Origin of the sequence: Peribacillus sp. YIM B13472 (assembly GCF_042788005.1) — a bacterium.
In the GTDB taxonomy this organism is placed as follows: domain Bacteria; phylum Bacillota; class Bacilli; order Bacillales; family DSM-1321; genus Peribacillus; species Peribacillus simplex_E.
In genome coordinates, this window is the sequence record NZ_JBHZPG010000001.1 from 125,597 (window position 1) to 146,051 (window position 20,455).

Consider the following 20,455-nt stretch of genomic DNA (forward strand, 5'->3'; position numbering starts at 1 on the left):
CCTCATATCAGCCTCGCTAATCTCCTTTAATTATTCCATGCCCTATAGGAAAGTGTAAAATAATAATACTTTTTGACCGAAACGAACCGATTAAAAGTTGTCTATTTTTTGAAAAGCTCTATGATAGTCATAAAGGCAAAATCCATCTAATTCAAATGACTTTCAAAACATCAAGGATAGTCTAAATAGGAGTGATCGCTATGAGTGGAGGACATATTCCATTCAGCCACAAAGGCCGCATGCAATGCCCTCAAAAGGAAGCGTATGGTTGATGCTCAAACAAATGTTCAATCGGGTCCCATCGAAGTGGAAGTTTTGCACTTTGGTTTTATGTATCATGCTTTTCATTTCATTGCTTGAGTTCTCCATCCCCCAGTTGACGCAGTTTACGATTGATACAATCATTCCCGAAAAAAGATATGACTCGTTAATCTGGATTGGTGCAGGAATTCTTTGTGCTGCCATTTTATTGGCTTTACTGAACTACTTTAACAGCTATATCGTTTCCAAGGTCGGTCAAAAGGCTATTATGGATATACGGAATAGCCTGTATGACCATATTCAAACACTGGATATGAAATTCTTTGATAAAAACCGTACTGGTGACTTAATGTCGCGGTTGACCAATGATGTCAATTTACTGCAGCAGCTCATCTCTTCAAGCATGCTTCAAGTCTTGACTGACACGGTGACTTTCATTGCCGTGGCGGTATATATGCTATTCATTAACTGGAAGCTGACCATTGTCCTTCTTGTTACATTCCCTTTCATGTTCTATATCACAAGGGTATTCGGGAAACGCATCAGGATGTCATTTAGATCTGTGCAAAGTTCCGCAGGAGATGTCAGCAACCAGTTACAGGATTCCATTTCAGGAATGCGGCTCATTCAATCTTTTACAAATGAAGAATTCGAATCAAGGAAATTTGCGGAGCGTAATCAGGAAAATATGGCTGCAAACCTTAAGTCCGTTCGGCTACGTTCCATGTTCGGCCCGATTATTGATTTATTGAACAATTTCGGTCTTGTAGCAGTCATTGTGTTCGGTGCTTGGCAAGTGATGGAAGGTGAATTCACAATAGGATTAATCGTGGCCTTTCTCGCCTATTTGAGGTTACTGCAGAGTCCCGTTCGCAATTTTAGCCGGGTCATCAGCATTGTCCAGCAATCAGCCGCCGCCTTTGAGCGGATAACTGAAATATTGGAAACCCAACCTGAAATTTGTGACAAGGGAAATGCCATTGAACTCCCTGCCATAAAAAAGCAAATTGAATTTCAATGTATTGATTTTGCTTATGATGAGAGTGTACCTGTACTCAGCAATTTAAACCTGACCATGAAAGCTGGTCAAGTAACTGCTCTGGTCGGCTCCTCTGGCGCTGGAAAATCGACCATCACGAGCCTTTTGATCCGATTTTATGATCCGCAAAATGGCACGATTAAAATGGATGGTCAAGATATCAAAGAAGTGTCACTGAAATCATTACGGAGACAAATGGGAATTGTTTCCCAGGATATCATTTTATTCAATGGTTCCATCCGTGATAACATCGTGTATGGCAAACTTGATGCTACAGATGATGAAATCATCGAATCGGCCAAAGCAGCAAATGCGCATGACTTTATCAGTGCCTTTCCTGATGGTTATGATTCTCAGATTGGAGAGCGCGGAGTCAAGCTTTCAGGCGGACAAAAACAGCGCATTGCCATTGCCAGGGCACTTTTGAAAAATCCGCAAATCATCATTCTCGATGAAGCAACGGCGGCCTTGGATACAGAATCCGAACATTATATCCAGCAAGCATTGTCACGCTTAATGAAAAACCGGACTTCAATAGTAATTGCACATCGTTTATCAACCATTCATGATGCCGACCAAATTATCGTTCTGGAAAAAGGGCAGGTTCATGAAAAAGGAACACATCAACAGTTATTGCAAAAAAACGGCAGATACAAGCAGCTCCATGACTTGCAGTTCCCTCAACTAAAAGCGACATCAAACTCCTAGCTACTTAACGGGTAAAAATGCACAGATCGCCTTCCTGTGCATTTTTGCTTTCATTTGAAATCATAACTTTCCAAAACCCGATTCGCAATGAGCTGATACCCTTTTTCATTCGGATGTAACTTATCACTGAAATACTCTGTTTTCTTTTTATCTTCAAAAAGATCATTTGTAGGAATGAATAACATCCTTTTATCTTTATCCGCTATTCCCTTTATTGACAGGTTATAATCGCGAATGTGCTTTTCAAGTTTTTGATTGCCTTTAATTGGGTTATATAGTCCTACTACCAGAATATCCGCTTTATCGTTTGCCTCTATCAATGTTGATGTAATCTTTTTCAGATGGCTGATATACTCCCGCTTACCCTCAATGATTTTTCTGTCACTTATTTTCTCCAAGTCCCCTCCGTTACTATTGATCAAGTCATTCGTTCCAATATAAACGATGAAAGTATCGGCTTCATCGAGTTTCGTTTTAATGCGGTAATCATCAAGCTGTTTCATCACCCCATCCGTCTCCTGGCCTTTTATACCGTAATTCCAAAAACTCACTTTTTGTTCCGATTGCGGATTATTCAATTCATCCTCAAGGCCTTCTATATATCCTTCCCCGTCCTTATCCCCTTTTCCATAGGTCAATGAATCTCCAAAAGCCATCACCCTTTGCACATCTTCCGACTCCGAGGCCTGAAGTTCATATGCAGCAAAACATATAACTAGTACTATAATCAATAAACCTGCCAATTTTTTCATTTGGTTCTCCTCTTGTCTCTTTATTAGAAGTATTTAATCTTTTACATACCCAAAAAATCTGCAGTCTTAACATAAAAAAATTGTCAGATAAAGATTAAAGAGTGTATGATAATATAAAACTTTCAATGGATTGGGTGTCATTCACCGTCCCTTAAACAAAAAACGGGATTACCCTTCATTCTGGAGATTGAATAAATGCTAGTTAGGAGTTTAAATCATGGAAGAGCACATAGAGTTTAGAGAGGCAGATCTTTCTGATCTACCCAGAATTGTTGAAATATATAATTCGACAATCGCTTCAAGAATGGTCACGGCAGATACGGAACCTGTATCCGTCCAATCGAGGGTTAAATGGTTTGAGGAACATCATTCAGAAAGTAGACCGCTATTTATCATTACTATAGAAGGGAAAACTGCTGGATGGATGAGCTTTCAATCCTTCTATGGCCGACCGGCCTATAATTCCACTGCCGAAATCAGCATTTATCTTGATGATTATTTCCGGGGAAAAGGAATCGGACAAATTTCGATTCAAAAGGCAATTGAATTGAGTCCAAAATTAGGTGTTAAGACTCTATTGGGTTTCATTTTCGCCCACAATACACCAAGCCTTAAGCTTTTTTCCAAATTCGGGTTTGAAGAATGGGCACATTTACCTCAAGTTGCCGAGTTGGATGGCATTGAGCGTGATTTGATCATTCTTGGTAAACGTGTCGATATTTAATATTATTCTTTAGAGCTATTGCCTTGAGCAGTAGCTTTTTCATATTAATCGAGGACTAATTTAAATACCTATATGCTTTCTGGAGGGGAAAATTTTCAGAATCTCTTTTACTTGTTAACGCATTTAATAGCGTATCCAATTCTTGACTGGCTTGAACAGTTAGCAGACTTGTTAAGCCGTAAATTGCTGCCAAGTTGATCATTTCTTTTCTCTTCTCTTCTACTTTTTCTATAGTTACCTTACGGCAAGGCATTATATAGTCACCTCCCATTTATTCAATATTTTTACACTTTCATCATAATGAAACTACTAGTAAAAATCAACTATTTTCCACAAATTAAATGTGTTATTTTAAAGATTAAATGTGACAAAATAACTATTTCATTCTAAAATTATGTATATTTTGTGTCATTTTCTATCAAACGCAAAAAAAGCATCCACTAGTGTAGACTGCGAATGCTTACATCATACCCTTATCCAAGAACCCAAAATATAGTCCATCGTTTACTATGTCATCCATTCAGAAGGTGACTCGGTATTTGGTCTATTTATAACAATCTTATATTCATCTTCAAGTACTTTTAATGGGGCATCATAAAGGTGCCTTTCATCAGAGGTTTTGTATACACCATTGGCCAATAACTCTTCAATAAGCTTTGCCTTCCTCTGTTCAATCCTCTTAAATAATTCTGCCATGTAAATGGCTCCTTTCCTAGTCATCCTAGAGCCTGCTATTAGTTAGCTAACTTTATCAACTTGTTTGATTTTCACCAAATTATATATACCTTTTCTATTATGTCACTAAACGTTATTTCCCAAAAATAAAAGCCCCTTCTAATTCAAGAAGAGGCTGACAGTGTCCGTACGGCTCTTCCTATCTTCCAAGCATATGCTTGTTGGATTTAGCACAGTTCCCAAAACGGGTCCGCTGCCGAGGTTTCTTTGGGCCAAGTCCCTCCACCTCTCTGGATAAGAAATCGATATATAAATGATGTAGAAATGATTTTATCCTAATAACCATCAAAAGTCAATTACCTGCTTCTCCCTTTTTTCCTGGACATAAAATGGTCCCTCTTTCAAATACGGGTTGCATTTTCTTGTCTTTCTGATATGATGTCAGTAATTACATACAATTCACACCACTAGGGGAGTCTTTTTTTAAGACTGAGATGGAATTAGTTCCGGACCCTTTGAACCTGAACCGGCTCATACCGGCGGAGGGAAGTGGATGATATCGTCCATTTACAGACTATATCCATCTACCCCGTTCCGTATTCAGGAACGGGGTTTTTCATTAACAAGGGATCCATTCTATAGGAGGATGAACAATGGAGAATACTAAATTAGAAACATTCAGTGATAGACTACATGCACGGTCAAAAGAGATTTGGAAAAGGAACCATTCACATCCCTTTGTCCAGGCAATTGGAAATGGTACGCTTCCTGAAAAGAAATTTGCCTATTACCTGAAGCAGGACTATATCTATCTTATGGATTATTCCAAGCTCTTTGCTTTAGGTGTCATCAAAGCTCATAACATCGAAACCATGGCAAAGTTTGCGAGTATTTTAAATGAAACCCTTCAAGTGGAAATGGATATTCATCGGCATTATGCTTCCGAATTCGGAATCAGTTCCAAGGAATTGGAAGATACAGAACCTACTCCAACCACTCTAGCCTATACAGGTTACATGCTAAATGCAGCTCAGCACGGGACTTTGGCAGACTTGATCGCCTGTCTCCTGCCCTGCGCTTGGGATTATTATGAAATCGGTTTGCTATTAAAAGAACAAAATGGAGCAGCATTGGAAAACAATCGCTACGCAGATTGGATAAGGTCCTATTCATCTCCTGAATTCGGGGAAGCACACAAATGGCTGATCGCTTTGTTGGAAGAATTGACGGAAGGCATGCCAGAAACGGAACTTCTTAGATTAGAAAAGCACTTTTTGGTTACTTCCCGATATGAATATTTATTCTGGGATATGGTTCAAAATGAGCAGGATTGGCCGCTGTAGGTCGTCGACATGATGATGAATCCTATCAAGAAACTGACGTTGACTGCCATGATCACGGCTATAACGACGCTGACCAGTTCATTTATTTTCATCCCAGCAGGATTTGCAAAGGTCTTTCCTATTCAGCATCTGGCAAATGTCCTGACGGCCGTTCTATTGGGGCCAGCTTATGCTGTGACACAAGCTTTTTTAGTTTCCATCATTAGAAACATGTCTGGTACCGGTTCAATTTTCGCCTTTCCCGGCAGCATGATCGGTGCACTTTTGGCTGCCATCCTTTATCGAAAAACACAAAGCTTAAAATTCGCCTGTTTAGGGGAAGTGATCGGTACCGGCATTCTCGGTTCCCTAGCCTGTTATCCACTTGCCATCCTCCTATTGGGAGAAAAAGCTGCTCTTTTTGGTTTTTTACCGGCTTTTATGCTCAGTTCATTCGCTGGTGCGATTTTAGCTTTCATATTACTAAAAATACTTCTAAAAAATAATTATATGAAGGGGTTTTTTTATGAAAACAGCATTAACCATCGCAGGCTCTGATTCAGGGGGCGGCGCTGGAATACAGGCGGATTTAAAAACATTTTCTGCACATGGTGTCTTTGGAATGTCTGCCATCACAGCCGTAACCGCACAAAATACAATGGAAGTCCGTTCAGTACAGCCAATTGAAACAGCTATCATATCAGATCAAATTGCAGCTATCTTTGAGGATATTCCTGTCGATGCAGTAAAAATAGGAATGCTTGGATCAAAGGAAATCGTGGAAACAGTCGCTGCGTCCCTTAAAACCTTCATGCCTGCCATCGTTATCCTTGACCCTGTCATGATTTCCAAAAGTGGCCACCATTTGCTCGACGAAAAGGCTGTCTCTGCCTTAAAAATGGATTTGCTTCCGCTTGCAACACTTGTAACCCCAAATGTACCGGAAGGGGAAGTACTTACTGGCTTGTCGATTCGAACGGAACAAGATTTCTACAAGGCATGCATTTCAATACAAGAAATGGGTCCAAAAGCCGTTTTACTTAAAGGAGGCCATGCAGCAGGAAATCCAAATGATCTTTTTTATGATGGGACTGACTTCCAATGGATCGAGGGAGAGCGCATTCATACAAAAAACACTCATGGCACGGGCTGTACCCTATCATCCGCCATTACATCAAACCTGGCAAATGGGCTGCCATTGCAAGAGTCGATCGAACTGGCCAAGACCTATATTTCTGAAGCGATACGCAATAGCTTTTCAATCGGTAAAGGTCATGGACCTGTCCATCATTTTCATTCATTTTCAAAAAAGAACGGAGTGAATTAATATGAAGGTTTCTGCAGCCGATTTATTCGTGAAGGTAAAAGAAAGAAAACCACTCATTCACCAAATCACCAACTTTGTTACGGTCAACGACTGTGCAAATGCCACCCTTGCCATCGGTGGTTCACCAGTAATGACATCGAGCCCAAGAGAAGTGGCGGATATGGTCAAATTAGCAGATGCATTGGTCCTGAATTTCGGTACCATCGATGATAAAGCCTTGGAAGCAATGGAGATTGCCGGTAAGACGGCAAATACCCTGGATATCCCGGTCATTTTGGACCCGGTGGGAGTTGGCGCCACCCCCTATCGTACAGAGCAGGCCAAAGAGCTCCTTAGTAAGGTTACTTTCCAAATCATTCGCGGGAATGCGAGTGAGATCCTTTCATTGATGGGTGGGGATACCGTTACACGCGGGGTGGATTCGGGGGAACTAGCGATTAGCAATGCAGAGCTGGCTGCACAAGCAGCAAATAAATGGAATAGTATCGTCGTGGTCAGCGGAGCTAAGGATGCGGTCAGCGATGGAAAATATACATCCATCATCGACAATGGGAACCTCCTTTTAACTAATGTTACAGGTACCGGTTGCATGTCCACCGCTCTTATCGGCACTTTTTCAGGAGTCACCGACGATTTCTATTCTGCGGCCATTGCCGGTATCTCAACCATGAGCATATCAGGGGAACTAGCTGCTGCAAACCTTCAAAAAGATGAAGGAACAGGAACCTTTCGTGTGCGATTAATCGATGCAATATCAAGAATGGATAAGGAAATCTGGATGCATGAGGTGAAAATAAATGAAGAAGTCCCAAATTGATTTAAGCCTGTATTTAGTTACGGAAGAGTCCATAGCATTAGAAGAATTGACCAAAATCATTGCAGAATCGGTTTCAGGAGGAGTCTCGATCGTACAACTTAGAGAGAAAAACAATTCCTCCCTTTCCTTTTATAAAAAAGCTGCTGCATTAAAACAGTTATTGAACGAGCTGTCCATTCCCCTTATCATCAACGACCGGGTGGATATAGCACTTGCGGTTGCAGCGGACGGAATTCATATTGGGCAAGATGACCTTCCACTGACTGTCGTCAAACAAATGGTTCCTGAAGATATGATTGTCGGTGTATCTGTCTCCACTCTTGAAGAAGCTCTCGAAGCCGAAAGAAATGGAGCAGACTATATCGGAGTCGGTTCCGTTTTCCCTACAAAGACCAAACAAGATGCAACCCTAATGGCCATTGAGGATCTGGAGGAAATTTGCCGCAGCGTATCCATTCCCGCCGTAGCCATCGGGGGTATCACTGCAGATAACATTTCCACTCTTGCTGATAGCGGGCTATCCGGTACCGCAGTCGTATCGGCCATCATGAATGCAGATAGTCCGAAGAGAGCCTCCGAATCCCTTTTAAAAATCATAAAAGACTTTAATTAATGAAGAGAGGGGACTGATTACAGTCCCCTTCCTTTTGTTTATGTCAAAACGGTATTCTTTGTTTCCTTCCCAAAAGCTACGGCAATGGCACCCACTAGAATAGCGATTGTAAAAATGGTGAAAATCGATGAAATCGGGGTGTCTGCGGCAACTAGATACCCTACAAGCAACGGTCCCAGGACACCGCCAATCCTCCCGATTCCTGCAGCTAACCCAGCACCTGTACCACGAACTGCTGTTGGATACTGCTCAGGTGTATATGCATATAGTGCACCCCATGCCCCCAGGTTGAAGAAAGATAGGAACATCCCGGAAACTATCAGCAATGCCAGCCCCTCTGACGATCCAAAGAAAAAGGCACTGACGGCCGTTCCAATTAAGTATGTGATCAAAACGAATTTACGTCCCATCTTCTCTATCAGCCATGCAGCTGAAAAATAGCCCGGAAGCTGTGCAAGCGTCATGATCAAAACATATTCAAAGCTTTGAATCATGCTGAAGCCTTTTAGGACCATCACACTTGGCAGCCATAAAAACATCCCATAATAAGAAAAGACCACGCAAAACCATAGAATCCACAATACAAGGGTCTGACGGGAGTATTCCTTTTTCCAGACACTTTTCATATTGCTTAATACAGACGGTCTCTGCTTTTTTTCTAGTTCCGTATACTTTGGTGAATCCGGCAGTTTCAAGCGCAGATACAGCGCATATAAAGCTGGAACTGCGCTCAATAACAATGCAACACGCCAACCATAAGCCGGAATGATGAAATAGGATATGAGTGCTGCCAAAATCCAGCCAACCGCCCAAAAACTTTCAAGAAGGACGACAACCCTTCCCCTTTTACTTGCTTCAACACTTTCAGAGACCAATGTCGAGGCAACCGGAAGTTCTCCTCCAAGTCCCATTCCAATTAAAAATCGCAATATCAAGAACAAGCTGAGTGTACTGACTGCTGCAGACAGGCCACTTGCGATTGAAAACAATAATAATGTAATGATAAAGACATTCTTCCGTCCGACCCTGTCGGCCATCGCACCAAAGAATACAGCTCCAACAGCCATTCCTATTGAGTTTATGCTCCCAATCCAGCCAACCTGCTCACTGGTTAAGTTCCATTCCTGTTTCAAAGCAACAATAATGAAGGAAAGCATACCGACATCAAGTGCATCGAACATCCATCCAAGACCCGCAACACCTAGTAACTTACGTTGCGATATCATTTTCGCATCATTTCCCATATATTCCTCCTGAAGAACTTTAGACCTTCTTGTTATTTTATCCTTATTCATTTTAACTATTAACTTTCATTTTTGCCATAGTATTTACACATGTCATGACAAATTATTACTTCTTTTCTTTTTATGATGAAGAAATCTTGTATATTCTGTCGAATGATATAGATTGAATATTCCTTTTTTTTCATTTATCATAAAAATTGGCATAAATCATAGCGTTAACAATAAGTCATCATGTTTTGCCCAAGATAATCATTTTATTCAGGAGGGTAATTATGACAAATCTAACGTTAGAAGTAAGTGGAAAGCTGCAAAAATTTTTAACAGGACCAAAAAAGCTCTATATTAATGGTCAGTTTGTAGAAAGTGCTTCAAAAAAAACCTTCTCCACTCCTAATCCTGCTACAGGACAAAAACTTGCCGATGTTTATGAAGCTGATAAAGAAGATATCGACTTAGCCGTCAAGGCTGCACGCAAAGCATTCGATGAGGGGCCATGGTCAAGAATGAGCGCAGCTTCACGCAGTAGGCTAATGTATAAACTTGCCGATTTAATGGAAGAAAATAAAACTGAACTTGCTCAATTGGAAACGTTGGATAATGGTAAACCAATCAGTGAAACTACCAATGCCGACATTCCTTTAGCTATAGAACATATGAGATATTTTGCTGGCTGGTCCACCAAGATTGTTGGACAGACCATTCCAGTAAGCGGAAATTACTTTAACTACACAAAACACGAGGCTGTTGGTGTTGTCGGCCAAATCATCCCATGGAACTTTCCGCTTCTTATGGCGATGTGGAAACTGGGAGCGGCACTTGCTACAGGTTGTACGGTCATATTAAAGCCTGCTGAACAAACTCCGCTTTCCGCGCTTTACCTGGCTGAATTATTGGCTGAAGCCGGTTTCCCTGATGGGGTCGTCAATATCGTTCCCGGTTTTGGTGAAACCGCTGGACAAGCACTTGTCGACCATCCGCAAGTAAATAAAATTGCATTTACCGGTTCGACCGAAGTTGGAAAATTGATCATGCGCTCCGCTTCATATTCATTGAAACGGGTCACATTGGAACTTGGAGGGAAATCGCCAAACATCATCCTGCCTGATGCGGATTTCTCAAAAGCCATCCCCGGAGCTTTGAATGGGGTCATGTTTAACCAAGGACAGGTATGCTGTGCCGGTTCAAGGGTTTATATCCAAAAGAAACATTATGATAATGTTGTTGCCGATATGGCAAGCCATGCAAAAAACATCAAACAAGGGGCAGGATTAGATCCAAGTACACAGATTGGACCGCTTGTTTCCCAGGAGCAGCAAAATCGGGTAATGGGCTATATTGAAAAAGGGAAAAACGAGGGTGCGGAAGTTCTTGTCGGCGGAAATAAACCGGGTGAACAAGGCTACTTCGTTTCTCCTACTATATTCGCTGGTGTCGAAGAGGATATGACGATAGCCAAAGAAGAGATTTTCGGGCCGGTCATAGCTGCAATGCCATTCGAGGATTTGGATGATGTCATTAACCGTGCAAATGCCAGTGAATATGGATTGGCTGCCGGCTTATGGACAAGCGATATAGCCAATGCCCATTATGTTGCAGGAAAACTCCGTGCAGGTACTGTATGGGTGAACTGTTATAACGCGTTCGACGCAGCTTCCCCGTTCGGCGGTTACAAACAATCCGGAATCGGACGTGAAATGGGATCTTATGCACTGGACAACTATTCTGAAGTGAAAAGTGTCTGGATTAATTTGGGTAAGTGATTTTTTGACTATTAAGGAAGAGGGTCTCAAAGAGGCCCTCTTTCTTTCAGTCCAATGTTCACTTTCCCAATAATTAAATTATTCAACTATTCAAACCTTTTCAATAGTCTTTCCTTTTATAATTTTGGTAGAATGCAAGATAGGCAAACCGGCTGCTGCTTGAGCTGGGTTCATACGATAATGATGGCGGGGTTTGTGCTAAAGTGAATGAACCTAAACTGATTTCATCTCCTTGCCGGTTATAATGAACTCCTTCGTCTAATAACTATAAGTTTTCACAAACGATGTAAAAAGTTTCTTTTTTATATGACAATTAAGTACAATTATAAATGTAGAAAATGGAAAAGGAGTTTTAAATGATGAGTGATTTTCAAACGAATTTAGAAAAATATGCAGAACTTGCCGTAAAAGTCGGCGTAAACATCCAACAAGATCAAACCCTTGTCGTAAACACAACATTAGAGGGTGCTGACCTTGTGCGTCTCATTGTAAAAAAGGCTTATGAGAACGGTGCGCGCAATGTCATCGTTAATTGGAATGACGATATCGTTTCACGCACTAAATATGAACTGGCTCCGGATGAGGTGTTCCACGAGTATCCAAAGTGGCGTGCAGAAGAAACGATCGAACTTGCAGAAAACGGGGCTGCTTATCTATCCGTCATTTCCTCCAGCCCCGACTTATTGAAAGGCGTAAAGCCTGAAAGGATTGCCAACTTCCAAAAAGCATCCGGGACTGCACTGAAGAAGTGGCGTCAGTATATGCAATCCGATAAAGTAAGCTGGTCCATCGTTGCCGTCCCTTCAAAGGCTTGGGCTGATAAAGTATTCCCTGAAGAGACAGAAGGAAAACGCGTTGATCTGCTATGGGAAGCCATTTTCAAAGCAGTTCGTGTTGATGTGAAGGATCCTGTGGAGGCCTGGAAAAAACACGATGATACCCTGCATGAAAAGGTTGATTATTTAAATGACAAGCATTACCAAAAATTGCATTACACAGCTCCCGGAACCGACCTGACAATCGAGTTACCCGACAAACACCTATGGGTCGGAGCAGGAAGCGTCAACGTACAAGGTCATGAATTCATGGCTAACATGCCTACCGAAGAAGTGTTTACGGTTCCATTGAAAACAGGTGTTAACGGTACGGTTTCCAGTACGAAACCCCTTAGTTATGGCGGCAACATCATTAATAATTTTTCCGTGACCTTTAAGGAAGGACGGATCATTGAAGTAAAAGCAGAGGAAGGGGAAGAAATCCTAAAACAATTGGTGGAAACGGATGAAGGTTCACACTATCTTGGTGAAGTGGCACTTGTTCCATTCAACTCACCGATTTCCCAATCGAATGTTCTATTCTTCAACACACTTTTCGATGAAAATGCATCAAACCATCTCGCTATCGGCAGCTCCTATGCTTTCTGTATTGAAGGCGGAAAAAACATGAGTCCAGAAGAGCTTGCAGAAAATGGACTGAATGAAAGCCTTACACATGTCGATTTCATGATTGGATCAGAGAAAATGAACATCGACGGCATCAAGCAGGACGGAACTTCAGAACCTGTCTTCCGTAATGGGGATTGGGCATTTTAAGTAAAGCGTTGATATGGAGGGGTTTTGAAGGTTTAAAACCTTGAGTGGTCACAAAAATGGTCACATTTCTTTAGATTTAAACAAATTATCTAGCTCATCAGCCACGTGTTTCTGCATACTAGGAAGCACGTGGCTATACTTGTCTAACGTAATTTGAATGGATGTATGTCCCACCCTCTCCGAAATGACTTTTACATTCACATTTTGTTTGATTAGCATGGTGACATGTGTATGTCTTAAATCATGAAAACGGATTGTAGGTAACCCTAGTAGCTTTATCGCTTGGGCTTTAAGTCGTTTGGAAAGAGTTGCAGAATCGAGCGGATTACCGTAGCGAGTACAAACAACTAAATCATAATCATTGAAGTTTTGACCTTGCTTAAGCTTATGTTCAATTACAATCTTTCTTTCTCTCCTCAACTGCTCTATCAACACGTCAGGGATATGAATCGAACGGACACCAGCAATCGTTTTAGCCCCAACTTTGAACTGATTTGCGTTTATATCATAGATTTGTTTGATGTAAATGATTTTTTGTTCAAAATCAATATCCTTCCAACGCAATCCAGTTATTTCACCTTTTCTCATACCAGTTAATAACGCAATTAAATAGACTGTATAAAATCGATGCTTCTTTGAATGTTGTATGAAATACTCAACCTGTTCAGTATCCCCAGCAATCATTTCAAGATTATTTCTCTTTGGCAAAGTCACATTTAATACTGGATTTTCGTTTACCAGCTTTAAACTAACAGCCTTTCTAAAAACAACCTTCAACATATCAATAATTTTCTTAATCGTCATAGTTACCCTTTCAGGAAGTCCCTTTAAATAGTCACCTGTTGATGCTCTTTAATTAATTTGTCTAGTGTTGGTCTTGATACACCTATTTCCTTTGCAAGCTGAGACATCGATAGTTCTCGAATGATATATCTTTGATATGGCTTGTCGAAGTCTGGAATCGATACTTCTTTTCGTCCTTTGTACTTTCCTGCTGCTTTAGCTATAGCAATGCCTTCACGTTGTCTTTCAAGCATATTTTCACGTTCAAAATCATTAATTGCACTAATCATCTTAACATCAATCTACCAGTTGCGGTCGAGGTATCAATATTCTCTTTAATGGATACTAATTGAACTCCTTTTGATTCTAATAGTTCGACTAGTTCTAACAAGTCTTTTGTAGATCGTGCTAATCTTGAGAAGTCTGCAACATAGATTGTATCTCCTTCTCTTGCAAAATCTAACATATTAGGTTACACCTTTGTTATCGATAATCATTGTCGAACAACATTAGGGTTTCATTATTTGTTTTATCACTTTACAGCACTAAAATACATCTAAAAGTTGTTTCGTGTCGAACATTTACCGAGTTCTTGTTTGTGGATGAGCGTGGTTTCTCTTTCACCTATTATCACCCAATATAACAGCAGGCTTACATATTGACCTCATATTCAATCCTAACTCCTATGGTGCTGAAAAAGAAATCACTTAATATGCCATTACAAGCATTAATGAGCATCTGCGGGCACTGTGTGGACAGTATCTACAACACGGTAGCGGCAGCGTGTTGTTAATGTAAGTTATATGGATTGTGGTGAAAGAATGTACTTAAGCTAACGGGGCAGTTACTACTTCAATATGAAAACCAATATGCTTCAGGTTTTAAGTGGAATAATATGTTAATACAGAGAATAGACTATACGTTTATTAGAAAGGGTCACACATAGGAGAGTGAGAGGGCGTTGAAGATACAAGAAGCAGTTGAATTGTTTAGAGAGAACACCGATGAAAAGAACAGGACATGGGGACAAGATAGACCTAAAATCAACCGATTTATAGACTTAGTTGGAGGGAATACAGATGCACAGGATGACTGGTGGGTTTTATGTATATATAAAAAGACAAAGTATTTTTATTCCAAAAATACTTTGTCCCCCAATTAATATCCTAGAATAAACGGATGAACACGGCAACTCCGGTTCGCCCGAAGTCAAGGTTCAATACTTGTACAAATCTATTTCGAAGTAAACAACGTACAGCAGCTCTGTAGGAATCACCAGGATCTAAATTGTTAGCACAAGGAGCAGCACTTCCAATCGTTGTAGCTTGTACAATTGTACGCTGAGCTAAAGGTATTAACGTAGCTCTTTCCCAAAGAATCGTAACTACATCAACAGATCTAGAACCAGAATCAGACATATAATTCACCTCTTTTCATTGTTAATATATTAAATGCAATTTCAGACAGCTTGGTTCATTCTTTTGTCACGCTATACTAAAAAGAGGCAAATCTATTATCTTATGTTCAAGAAAAATCGCAGCTACTTATTCAAAAGGAAACGAGCGATTGGAAATCCAAAATCACCTTGAAACTGCCAAGTTGTTGAAACGACAGCACAAATCATCGCGCATACGGGTTAAGCTTAACTACGAATGAAGTTTGGGAGTTCGACCTATAAGTGACTATTTGCTGATTTGGGGATTGCAATGGGGGAGCTGGAACAGATACAGCAATGGAAACAACTGATATTGTTTTAATGGCTGATAATCTTGAAAACCTCTAATTCATAGCCACGTGATTCCTGTATTACTTAGGAACATGTGGCTGTTTTTTTATGCACCGTTAAAATCACCATCAGGCTTTTAGCTTTTGTCCAGCCAAAATAATTGGGCCAGTTCCGTATGCATAGCCTGATTTTTCAAACCTAATATATCATTGGAATATCTTGAACACATCTTTCATTCGCAAATATGTTATACTATTAGTAAAGAGGGTGGCTAAATTGAGAAGCAATAAGTATAATACTGGTGAAACAGTAACTATTCAGGATACTAATGAATCAGTAACCATTAATAAATGGGCATATGTAAAAAACATGAAGAGATATTCTTACACTGTTAAAGAACATCCAACTACTTTTTTCTTTGAAGAAGAATTAAAAAAAGCTTAATGACACGTCACTAAAACCCTACTCAGCTCAGAGTGGGATTTTTTTTGCTTTTTTTTATAACAATAAAAAACAGACTCCCCATTGGGAAGTCTGTTCATATCGGTTACGATTTAATTTTAAAATTAAGCTTTTTGAACGTTAGCAGCTTGAGCTCCACGAGCACCTTGCTCAACGTCGAAAGTTACTTTTTGACCTTCGTCTAAAGATTTGAAGCCTTCGCTTTGGATAGCTGAGAAATGTACGAATACGTCGTCTCCGTTTTCACGTTCGATAAATCCAAAACCTTTTTCTGCATTAAACCATTTAACTGTACCTTGTTCCATTGTTGTTGCCTCCTAGTGCATAACACACATTGTATTACTATTTTCAATCATTTGGAAAATAATCAGTATTCTCTTCCACAATCAAAAACAATTCTTTATTAGATTAACATGAAATCATCAAGATAGCAAATTTCTAGAAATATTTTTATTAATACGGGTTTCACATTCTTTTTTACTTTCCTATTTCCTTCATTTTCTTTATTTATCCAATTGAATGATTCAGATATTGATTAACGGGTATATCAGAGTATAGGAAACAGCACCATTTTACTTATAGAATTTACAACAAGGAGGTCAATCATGAAATATTATAAGGTATCTAATAGCGGGTTTGACAGTAAGGTTATTGTAGCCTATAGCGGGTATGAGGCACTCGGATTTTATTTAATGGAAATCGATGATCAACTTGGTTTTGTTGATGATATAGATGTGGAAGAAGTGGATGCTGACGAAAAAGTCGAGATTTCCTATACCGGTTATCCCGTTTATAAGACACTTAAGGAGCTTTATCAAGAGAAAGATTTTTGGGAAGTTCCTAACGTTGTCGTGGAAGTCGAATAATGAAAGCACCCTCCCCATCTTTCGGAGAAATCGAATGGATGTTACCTCCCAATCAACTCTGTCAAATAGTATTTGGTAATAGCAAGATATTCACGGGTATATGATTTCAATAGTGATACTTTTGGCGTCTTTGCCGGCATTCCCTTGATGTCCAAGCCTTCTTTTTTTGCTATTTCAACTGACCGGTAGATATGAAAGTCATTGCTTACGACCAATCCTGAAGCTGCTGTATCAGGAATGAGCTCTTTAGAGAAAACAATATTTTCGTAAGTTGTTGTAGATTTGTCTTCCATCATGATGCGTGCTTCTTCAATTCCCTGGGCGATTAGCCCCTGTTGCATTGCTTTCGCTTCCGAAATATTTTCCCCCGCTCCTTTGCCGCCAGATACAATGGCCACTGTATGCTTATTGGCCGTTAAATATTCTGCAGCTTTATCAATCCGGTATTGTAAGGATAATGATGGAACCGAACCTTTGACCCTTGCTCCAAGAATAATGAGGTAATCGGCATTTTCGGGAATTTGCTGGTGAATGCTTTCTTGAATTTTCAAGTGTAAAAATCCAAAATACCCCAATAATATAACAACACTCATTACACCTAATTTCATCGCACTTTTCAAGGTTTTTCCCCGCTTCATTTTCCTTTCATTTAACATTCTCTCCCACTTACCCCTCTATAGCCAAGATCGAAGAGCGTGAAATCATGAAAGACTTTCCGCTCTTCCAAAAATATTCAAACTGGAAGTTTATTCTGCGACCATATCATCATATATCAATTTTCCAATTTTACTGATTACTTGACGGCTTTCTTCCTCTGATTTCATATCTTCAGTAAGAACTGCAGCATAAACTGTTTGTGTTTCTGAACGAATGATTGCACAATCATGGGCAACTCCACGAATTCCGCCCGTTTTGCTTGCGACCTTGACCCCTTTGCCCATCAGTGATGGAAGTTTATCCCTTAATTGCTGATTGTCAAATACACACAAGATTTTTTCCTGGCTTTCTTTCGTTAAAAAGTTTCCTGTATGTATCGCTTTCAAGCAGGTAATCGTATCTTCCGCCGATATGGTATTGTCGCGCCCTTCTTTTAATGCCTTAAAATCCTGCATTTTTCGTTCAAGGACAGTATTTTTCAAACCAAGTTCCTTGATGCATTGATTAATTTCCTCAAATCCCAGCAGGTTCATCATCATGTTCGTGGATGTATTGTCAGAAACAGTTATCATCAATGTCAATAAATCTTCTACAGTTAAAAATACCTTATTCGATAAGACATGCAGGACTCCAGATCCCCCTGTCACTTCATTAGGCGGGATGGTCACTGGTTGATTCAAATAGATTTTCTTTTGTTCGCTTTGGCGATAACCTTCGATGATCATCGGTATTTTGATAAGACTCGCTGATTGAAAGGATTCACTCTCGTGGTATCCAATCGTGTCCCCATGGCCATTTTCAATTTTATATGCGATTTTTCCATTAAATGTTTCAATTAATGCCAAGATATCATGTTCTATAGTTTGTAAGGTCATCTGTTCCCTGTTCCTCCCTTAAATATCATTTAAACCCTATAAAAACTCCCTTATACCCTAACTTATTCTACCATGTTAAAAGCAGTACAATCTTCTTCTAAATTCCAATTGAATAATTTTTTGTATAAAAAAGAGCCTTCATATCGAAAGCCCCGTTAATAACTATTATTCATCTAGATTTAACTGCCCTGCCCTTCCCTAATGGGAATCGTTTCTTCTCGGTTGTATCCACCTGTGTGATTTCACCATCATGTATGGTTATTATCACGGAGCCATATTGCAGATCTTCCAAGCTTGAAATGATATGCCTGATTTTCAATTCTTCTTTCTTTTCCATAATATCTCCCCTTCACTACTGGTAATAAAGCTTCGTTTCATGCCTAATGTTTAAAGCGTTCGCACGAAAAGCACACGTACGCTTCCCGCTTTCCATGTTTTCTTGAGGAACTTGGTTTACCTATCATATCCTCATCATTACTTTCCGTATAAGAATAACCAGTTAATAGGAACTCCACATTCCCCTCCCCTCACTATAAAAAATAAAAGGCACCCGCCATCTAACAGAAGTAGATGTAAGGGTGCCTTTAGTTGACTAATCGGCAATATTCGGGAGTTGCATACATTATAGAAAAATACGATTCAAAGCAAAAACCGCATTATTCTTACCAACTAACTTGGTATTTACTAATATAATCCAATTCCCTCGTTTTGTCAATATGAATTATAATTTTCTGATTAGTCTGCGTTTTACATTTTACTTATTTACCACTTTACCAAACTAAACTATTTGAGATATACTATTTTAGTATAAGTTGTCGGTATAAACACACACTGTATTTAAGAAAGGTTCGATATAAATGGTAAATAAAAAATGGGGTTTATTGATTTTGACCACATTCGTTATTGGGAATATGGTCGGCGGCGGAATTTTCATGCTCCCTGCTCAATTAGCACAGGTATCCAGTCCATTAGGGGCTACATTGGCATGGATCGTTACTGGACTGGGAGTCTTTCTAATAGCTTTGGTGTTTGGTAACCTGGCAGTCCGGAAGCCGGATTTGAAAGCTGGACCGCAAAGTTATGCTCAATCATTATTTAAATCCCCTGCTAAAGGAAGGGTTTCAGGATATAGCATGGCTTGGGGTTATTGGGCTGCGAATTGGGCTGCGACAGCTTCTGTCATCATTTCATTTGCTGGTTACCTATCAACGTTTTTCCCGGTAATGCATAGTGCGAAAGTGATTTATACAGCCGGTTCGTTTCAACTTGAACTGGGTAAAGCATTAACGTTTGCGGTATGTTCCGTTGCCCTTTGGGGGATTCAGGCAATCTTGGTAAGAAGTTTTAACAGTGCTGGGAAAATGAATCTTTTTGCTACGGTTACCAAAGTGCTTGGATTCTTATTTTTCATCATTATCACTATATTCATCTTCGATACTTCCAATCTAGGGAACGGAGCTGAATTTTATGATAAGGCGGGATCTGCAATCTCTTTAGGTGATCAAGTGAACGCTGCTGCAATTTCAACATTATGGGCCTTCATCGGTATTGAAGCTGCCGTCATGCTTTCAAACCGCGCCAAGTCACAAAATGATGTAAAGAAAGCGACGATTCTTGGTTTACTTATCGCTGTTTCCATTTATATCGGCATTACTTTATTGACGATGGGTGCCATATCACAAGACGATTTGAAAATATCACAAAAACCGCTTGTTGACGCACTGCAAACTGTAGTTGGTTCAAGCGGTACGTATTTAATGGCTGCTCTTGCCGTCATTTCCTTATTGGGATCTACAATCGGGTGGATTGTCGTTGCATCAGAGGTTCCTTATCAGGCAGCGAAATCGGACCTGTTTCCGGCCTATTTTGCGAAAGAGAACAAAAATGGCACACCCGTCCGTTCTATGACAATAACAAATATCATGACACAGATATTCTTATTCTCCACTATTTCGGGTACGATTTTGGAAGCTTATAAATTCTCGATGATCGTCGCTACACTCGCTTACTTGATCCCGTATCTTGCTTCGGTTCTGTATCAATTGAAACTAGTCATGACTGGGGAAACCTATGACATCATGAAGGGCTCGAGGGTACGTGATGGCATCATCACCATCCTGGCGTTAATTTACTCGATCTGGGTCATCAAGACAGGTACAGCTGATATGAATACATTCATACTTGGCATAGCCTTATATGTATTCGGAATCGTCCTATACCCACTATGGATGAGAAAAAAAGCATAACCTTAA

The 20,455-nt window shown here is 40.0% G+C and carries 25 protein-coding genes and 2 riboswitches; of the genes, 13 read left to right on the forward strand and 12 right to left on the reverse strand.

All coding sequences use genetic code 11. The features are described 5' to 3' along the window. Positions 1-271: 271 nt before the first annotated feature. Entirely contained in the window at positions 272-2,008 is a 1,737-nt protein-coding gene (locus ACFX4I_RS00620) for an ABC transporter ATP-binding protein (protein WP_377418727.1), read from the forward strand. 50 nt (positions 2,009-2,058) lie between these two features. On the opposite strand, the gene ACFX4I_RS00625 is transcribed toward ACFX4I_RS00620, so the two are convergent. After that, positions 2,059-2,760: a GDSL-type esterase/lipase family protein gene (locus tag ACFX4I_RS00625; protein ID WP_230302298.1), complete on the reverse strand. Its 702-nt coding sequence runs from the start codon at positions 2,758-2,760 to the stop codon at positions 2,059-2,061. A gap of 217 nt (positions 2,761-2,977) precedes the next feature. Here ACFX4I_RS00625 and ACFX4I_RS00630 point away from each other — a divergent pair, with 217 nt between their 5' ends. Beyond that, on the forward strand, positions 2,978-3,484 hold the full coding sequence (locus ACFX4I_RS00630; protein WP_230302297.1) for a GNAT family N-acetyltransferase: 507 nt from the start codon (positions 2,978-2,980) through the stop codon (positions 3,482-3,484). A 55-nt stretch (positions 3,485-3,539) separates the two neighbouring features. Here the strand turns inward: ACFX4I_RS00630 and ACFX4I_RS00635 are convergent, their stop codons facing one another. Beyond that, on the reverse strand, positions 3,540-3,737 hold the full coding sequence (locus tag ACFX4I_RS00635; protein WP_230302296.1) for an aspartyl-phosphate phosphatase Spo0E family protein: 198 nt from the start codon (positions 3,735-3,737) through the stop codon (positions 3,540-3,542). 254 nt (positions 3,738-3,991) lie between these two features. Continuing rightward, positions 3,992-4,180 carry a Fur-regulated basic protein FbpA gene (locus tag ACFX4I_RS00640; protein ID WP_076366955.1) on the reverse strand — a complete coding sequence of 63 codons (189 nt, stop codon included), beginning with the start codon at positions 4,178-4,180 and terminating at the stop codon, positions 3,992-3,994. Between the two features lie 175 nt (positions 4,181-4,355). Beyond that, positions 4,356-4,460: riboswitch (SAM riboswitch) on the reverse strand. Positions 4,461-4,618: 158 nt separating this feature from the next. Then, positions 4,619-4,724, forward strand: a riboswitch (TPP riboswitch). An 88-nt stretch (positions 4,725-4,812) separates the two neighbouring features. Between ACFX4I_RS00640 and tenA the strand changes: the two genes are divergently transcribed. Genes tenA through thiE form a run of 5 tightly spaced genes read left to right on the forward strand, consistent with a single transcriptional unit; the run spans position 4,813 to position 8,238 of the window. Then, complete coding sequence (tenA, locus tag ACFX4I_RS00645; RefSeq protein ID WP_230302295.1) at positions 4,813-5,502, forward strand: thiaminase II; 690 nt, start codon at positions 4,813-4,815, stop codon at positions 5,500-5,502. 15 nt (positions 5,503-5,517) lie between these two features. Beyond that, complete coding sequence (thiW, locus tag ACFX4I_RS00650) at positions 5,518-6,039, forward strand: energy coupling factor transporter S component ThiW (RefSeq protein WP_063232144.1); 522 nt, start codon at positions 5,518-5,520, stop codon at positions 6,037-6,039. Next, positions 6,008-6,808: a bifunctional hydroxymethylpyrimidine kinase/phosphomethylpyrimidine kinase gene (gene thiD, locus ACFX4I_RS00655; RefSeq protein WP_377418355.1), complete on the forward strand. Its 801-nt coding sequence runs from the start codon at positions 6,008-6,010 to the stop codon at positions 6,806-6,808. Before thiW ends, thiD begins: the two co-directional genes overlap by 32 nt. 1 nt (position 6,809) lies before the next feature. Continuing rightward, positions 6,810-7,625, forward strand: a complete 816-nt coding sequence (thiM, locus tag ACFX4I_RS00660; protein WP_230302293.1) for a hydroxyethylthiazole kinase — start codon at positions 6,810-6,812, stop codon at positions 7,623-7,625. Next, positions 7,606-8,238 carry a thiamine phosphate synthase gene (thiE, locus tag ACFX4I_RS00665; RefSeq protein WP_377418358.1) on the forward strand — a complete coding sequence of 211 codons (633 nt, stop codon included), beginning with the start codon at positions 7,606-7,608 and terminating at the stop codon, positions 8,236-8,238. Before thiM ends, thiE begins: the two co-directional genes overlap by 20 nt. Positions 8,239-8,276: 38 nt before the next feature. On the opposite strand, the gene ACFX4I_RS00670 is transcribed toward thiE, so the two are convergent. Further along, positions 8,277-9,482 (reverse strand): MFS transporter, encoded by a 1,206-nt coding sequence (locus ACFX4I_RS00670; RefSeq protein ID WP_377418361.1) that lies wholly within the window; start codon positions 9,480-9,482, stop codon positions 8,277-8,279. Between the two features lie 272 nt (positions 9,483-9,754). On the opposite strand from ACFX4I_RS00670, the gene ACFX4I_RS00675 reads away from it, so the two are divergent. Both ACFX4I_RS00675 and ACFX4I_RS00680 read left to right on the forward strand, forming a co-directional pair. Further along, entirely contained in the window at positions 9,755-11,242 is a 1,488-nt protein-coding gene (locus ACFX4I_RS00675) for an aldehyde dehydrogenase family protein (protein WP_230302290.1), read from the forward strand. A gap of 359 nt (positions 11,243-11,601) precedes the next feature. Continuing rightward, the gene (locus ACFX4I_RS00680; RefSeq protein WP_283933052.1) at positions 11,602-12,834 is read left to right on the forward strand and encodes an aminopeptidase; all 1,233 of its coding nucleotides are present in this window, start codon (positions 11,602-11,604) and stop codon (positions 12,832-12,834) included. 60 nt (positions 12,835-12,894) lie between these two features. Here the strand turns inward: ACFX4I_RS00680 and ACFX4I_RS00685 are convergent, their stop codons facing one another. From ACFX4I_RS00685 to ACFX4I_RS00695, 3 genes are read right to left on the reverse strand one after another with little or no spacing between them, the layout of a single operon-like run. Beyond that, on the reverse strand, positions 12,895-13,638 hold the full coding sequence (locus ACFX4I_RS00685) for a tyrosine-type recombinase/integrase (protein ID WP_377418364.1): 744 nt from the start codon (positions 13,636-13,638) through the stop codon (positions 12,895-12,897). Positions 13,639-13,661: 23 nt separating this feature from the next. Next, entirely contained in the window at positions 13,662-13,907 is a 246-nt protein-coding gene (locus ACFX4I_RS00690; protein ID WP_377418367.1) for a hypothetical protein, read from the reverse strand. Next, positions 13,904-14,083 (reverse strand): recombinase family protein, encoded by a 180-nt coding sequence (locus ACFX4I_RS00695; RefSeq protein WP_377418370.1) that lies wholly within the window; start codon positions 14,081-14,083, stop codon positions 13,904-13,906. The genes ACFX4I_RS00690 and ACFX4I_RS00695 overlap by 4 nt, the downstream gene beginning before the upstream one ends. 495 nt (positions 14,084-14,578) lie before the next feature. Here ACFX4I_RS00695 and ACFX4I_RS00700 point away from each other — a divergent pair, with 495 nt between their 5' ends. Continuing rightward, positions 14,579-14,779, forward strand: coding sequence for a hypothetical protein (locus tag ACFX4I_RS00700; protein WP_377418373.1), 201 nt, complete (start codon positions 14,579-14,581; stop codon positions 14,777-14,779). Positions 14,780-14,783: 4 nt separating this feature from the next. Here ACFX4I_RS00700 and ACFX4I_RS00705 read toward each other — a convergent pair whose 3' ends face one another. Then, positions 14,784-15,035 carry a hypothetical protein gene (locus ACFX4I_RS00705; protein WP_057278949.1) on the reverse strand — a complete coding sequence of 84 codons (252 nt, stop codon included), beginning with the start codon at positions 15,033-15,035 and terminating at the stop codon, positions 14,784-14,786. 584 nt (positions 15,036-15,619) lie between these two features. Here ACFX4I_RS00705 and ACFX4I_RS00710 point away from each other — a divergent pair. Then, entirely contained in the window at positions 15,620-15,787 is a 168-nt protein-coding gene (locus tag ACFX4I_RS00710; protein ID WP_179086028.1) for a hypothetical protein, read from the forward strand. A gap of 122 nt (positions 15,788-15,909) precedes the next feature. On the opposite strand, the gene cspC is transcribed toward ACFX4I_RS00710, so the two are convergent. Then, positions 15,910-16,110 (reverse strand): cold shock protein CspC, encoded by a 201-nt coding sequence (gene cspC, locus ACFX4I_RS00715; protein WP_010331195.1) that lies wholly within the window; start codon positions 16,108-16,110, stop codon positions 15,910-15,912. Between the two features lie 300 nt (positions 16,111-16,410). Between cspC and ACFX4I_RS00720 the strand changes: the two genes are divergently transcribed. After that, the gene (locus tag ACFX4I_RS00720; RefSeq protein ID WP_377418376.1) at positions 16,411-16,671 is read left to right on the forward strand and encodes a hypothetical protein; all 261 of its coding nucleotides are present in this window, start codon (positions 16,411-16,413) and stop codon (positions 16,669-16,671) included. 41 nt (positions 16,672-16,712) lie between these two features. Here the strand turns inward: ACFX4I_RS00720 and ACFX4I_RS00725 are convergent, their stop codons facing one another. From ACFX4I_RS00725 to ACFX4I_RS00735, 3 genes are all read right to left on the reverse strand, one after another. Continuing rightward, positions 16,713-17,327: a YdcF family protein gene (locus ACFX4I_RS00725; protein WP_377418379.1), complete on the reverse strand. Its 615-nt coding sequence runs from the start codon at positions 17,325-17,327 to the stop codon at positions 16,713-16,715. Positions 17,328-17,417: 90 nt separating this feature from the next. After that, the gene (locus tag ACFX4I_RS00730) at positions 17,418-18,203 is read right to left on the reverse strand and encodes a serine hydrolase (RefSeq protein ID WP_377418381.1); all 786 of its coding nucleotides are present in this window, start codon (positions 18,201-18,203) and stop codon (positions 17,418-17,420) included. A 169-nt stretch (positions 18,204-18,372) separates the two neighbouring features. Further along, positions 18,373-18,540 carry a YezD family protein gene (locus ACFX4I_RS00735; protein WP_230302283.1) on the reverse strand — a complete coding sequence of 56 codons (168 nt, stop codon included), beginning with the start codon at positions 18,538-18,540 and terminating at the stop codon, positions 18,373-18,375. Between the two features lie 520 nt (positions 18,541-19,060). On the opposite strand from ACFX4I_RS00735, the gene ACFX4I_RS00740 reads away from it, so the two are divergent. After that, a complete protein-coding gene (locus ACFX4I_RS00740; RefSeq protein ID WP_283932710.1) occupies positions 19,061-20,449 on the forward strand; it encodes an amino acid permease in 1,389 nt (462 codons plus the stop codon). The last annotated feature ends 6 nt before the right edge of the window (positions 20,450-20,455 follow it).

Coding starts and splice junctions, on each gene's coding strand:
- ACFX4I_RS00685 (WP_377418364.1), bottom strand. CDS start 13,638: ATGACGATTAAGAAAATTATTGATATGTTGAAGGTTGTTTTTAGAAAG.
- thiE (WP_377418358.1), top strand. CDS start 7,606: ATGAAGAAGTCCCAAATTGATTTAAGCCTGTATTTAGTTACGGAAGAG.
- ACFX4I_RS00640 (WP_076366955.1), bottom strand. CDS start 4,180: ATGGCAGAATTATTTAAGAGGATTGAACAGAGGAAGGCAAAGCTTATT.
- ACFX4I_RS00740 (WP_283932710.1), top strand. CDS start 19,061: ATGGTAAATAAAAAATGGGGTTTATTGATTTTGACCACATTCGTTATT.
- thiD (WP_377418355.1), top strand. CDS start 6,008: ATGAAAACAGCATTAACCATCGCAGGCTCTGATTCAGGGGGCGGCGCT.
- ACFX4I_RS00720 (WP_377418376.1), top strand. CDS start 16,411: ATGAAATATTATAAGGTATCTAATAGCGGGTTTGACAGTAAGGTTATT.
- ACFX4I_RS00670 (WP_377418361.1), bottom strand. CDS start 9,482: ATGGGAAATGATGCGAAAATGATATCGCAACGTAAGTTACTAGGTGTT.
- ACFX4I_RS00625 (WP_230302298.1), bottom strand. CDS start 2,760: ATGAAAAAATTGGCAGGTTTATTGATTATAGTACTAGTTATATGTTTT.
- ACFX4I_RS00735 (WP_230302283.1), bottom strand. CDS start 18,540: ATGGAAAAGAAAGAAGAATTGAAAATCAGGCATATCATTTCAAGCTTG.
- ACFX4I_RS00620 (WP_377418727.1), top strand. CDS start 272: ATGCTCAAACAAATGTTCAATCGGGTCCCATCGAAGTGGAAGTTTTGC.
- ACFX4I_RS00695 (WP_377418370.1), bottom strand. CDS start 14,083: ATGTTAGATTTTGCAAGAGAAGGAGATACAATCTATGTTGCAGACTTC.
- ACFX4I_RS00730 (WP_377418381.1), bottom strand. CDS start 18,203: ATGACCTTACAAACTATAGAACATGATATCTTGGCATTAATTGAAACA.
- ACFX4I_RS00705 (WP_057278949.1), bottom strand. CDS start 15,035: ATGTCTGATTCTGGTTCTAGATCTGTTGATGTAGTTACGATTCTTTGG.
- thiW (WP_063232144.1), top strand. CDS start 5,518: ATGAATCCTATCAAGAAACTGACGTTGACTGCCATGATCACGGCTATA.
- ACFX4I_RS00690 (WP_377418367.1), bottom strand. CDS start 13,907: ATGATTAGTGCAATTAATGATTTTGAACGTGAAAATATGCTTGAAAGA.
- ACFX4I_RS00635 (WP_230302296.1), bottom strand. CDS start 3,737: ATGCCTTGCCGTAAGGTAACTATAGAAAAAGTAGAAGAGAAGAGAAAA.
- ACFX4I_RS00675 (WP_230302290.1), top strand. CDS start 9,755: ATGACAAATCTAACGTTAGAAGTAAGTGGAAAGCTGCAAAAATTTTTA.
- ACFX4I_RS00680 (WP_283933052.1), top strand. CDS start 11,602: ATGAGTGATTTTCAAACGAATTTAGAAAAATATGCAGAACTTGCCGTA.
- cspC (WP_010331195.1), bottom strand. CDS start 16,110: ATGGAACAAGGTACAGTTAAATGGTTTAATGCAGAAAAAGGTTTTGGA.
- thiM (WP_230302293.1), top strand. CDS start 6,810: ATGAAGGTTTCTGCAGCCGATTTATTCGTGAAGGTAAAAGAAAGAAAA.
- ACFX4I_RS00630 (WP_230302297.1), top strand. CDS start 2,978: ATGGAAGAGCACATAGAGTTTAGAGAGGCAGATCTTTCTGATCTACCC.
- ACFX4I_RS00725 (WP_377418379.1), bottom strand. CDS start 17,327: ATGTTAAATGAAAGGAAAATGAAGCGGGGAAAAACCTTGAAAAGTGCG.
- tenA (WP_230302295.1), top strand. CDS start 4,813: ATGGAGAATACTAAATTAGAAACATTCAGTGATAGACTACATGCACGG.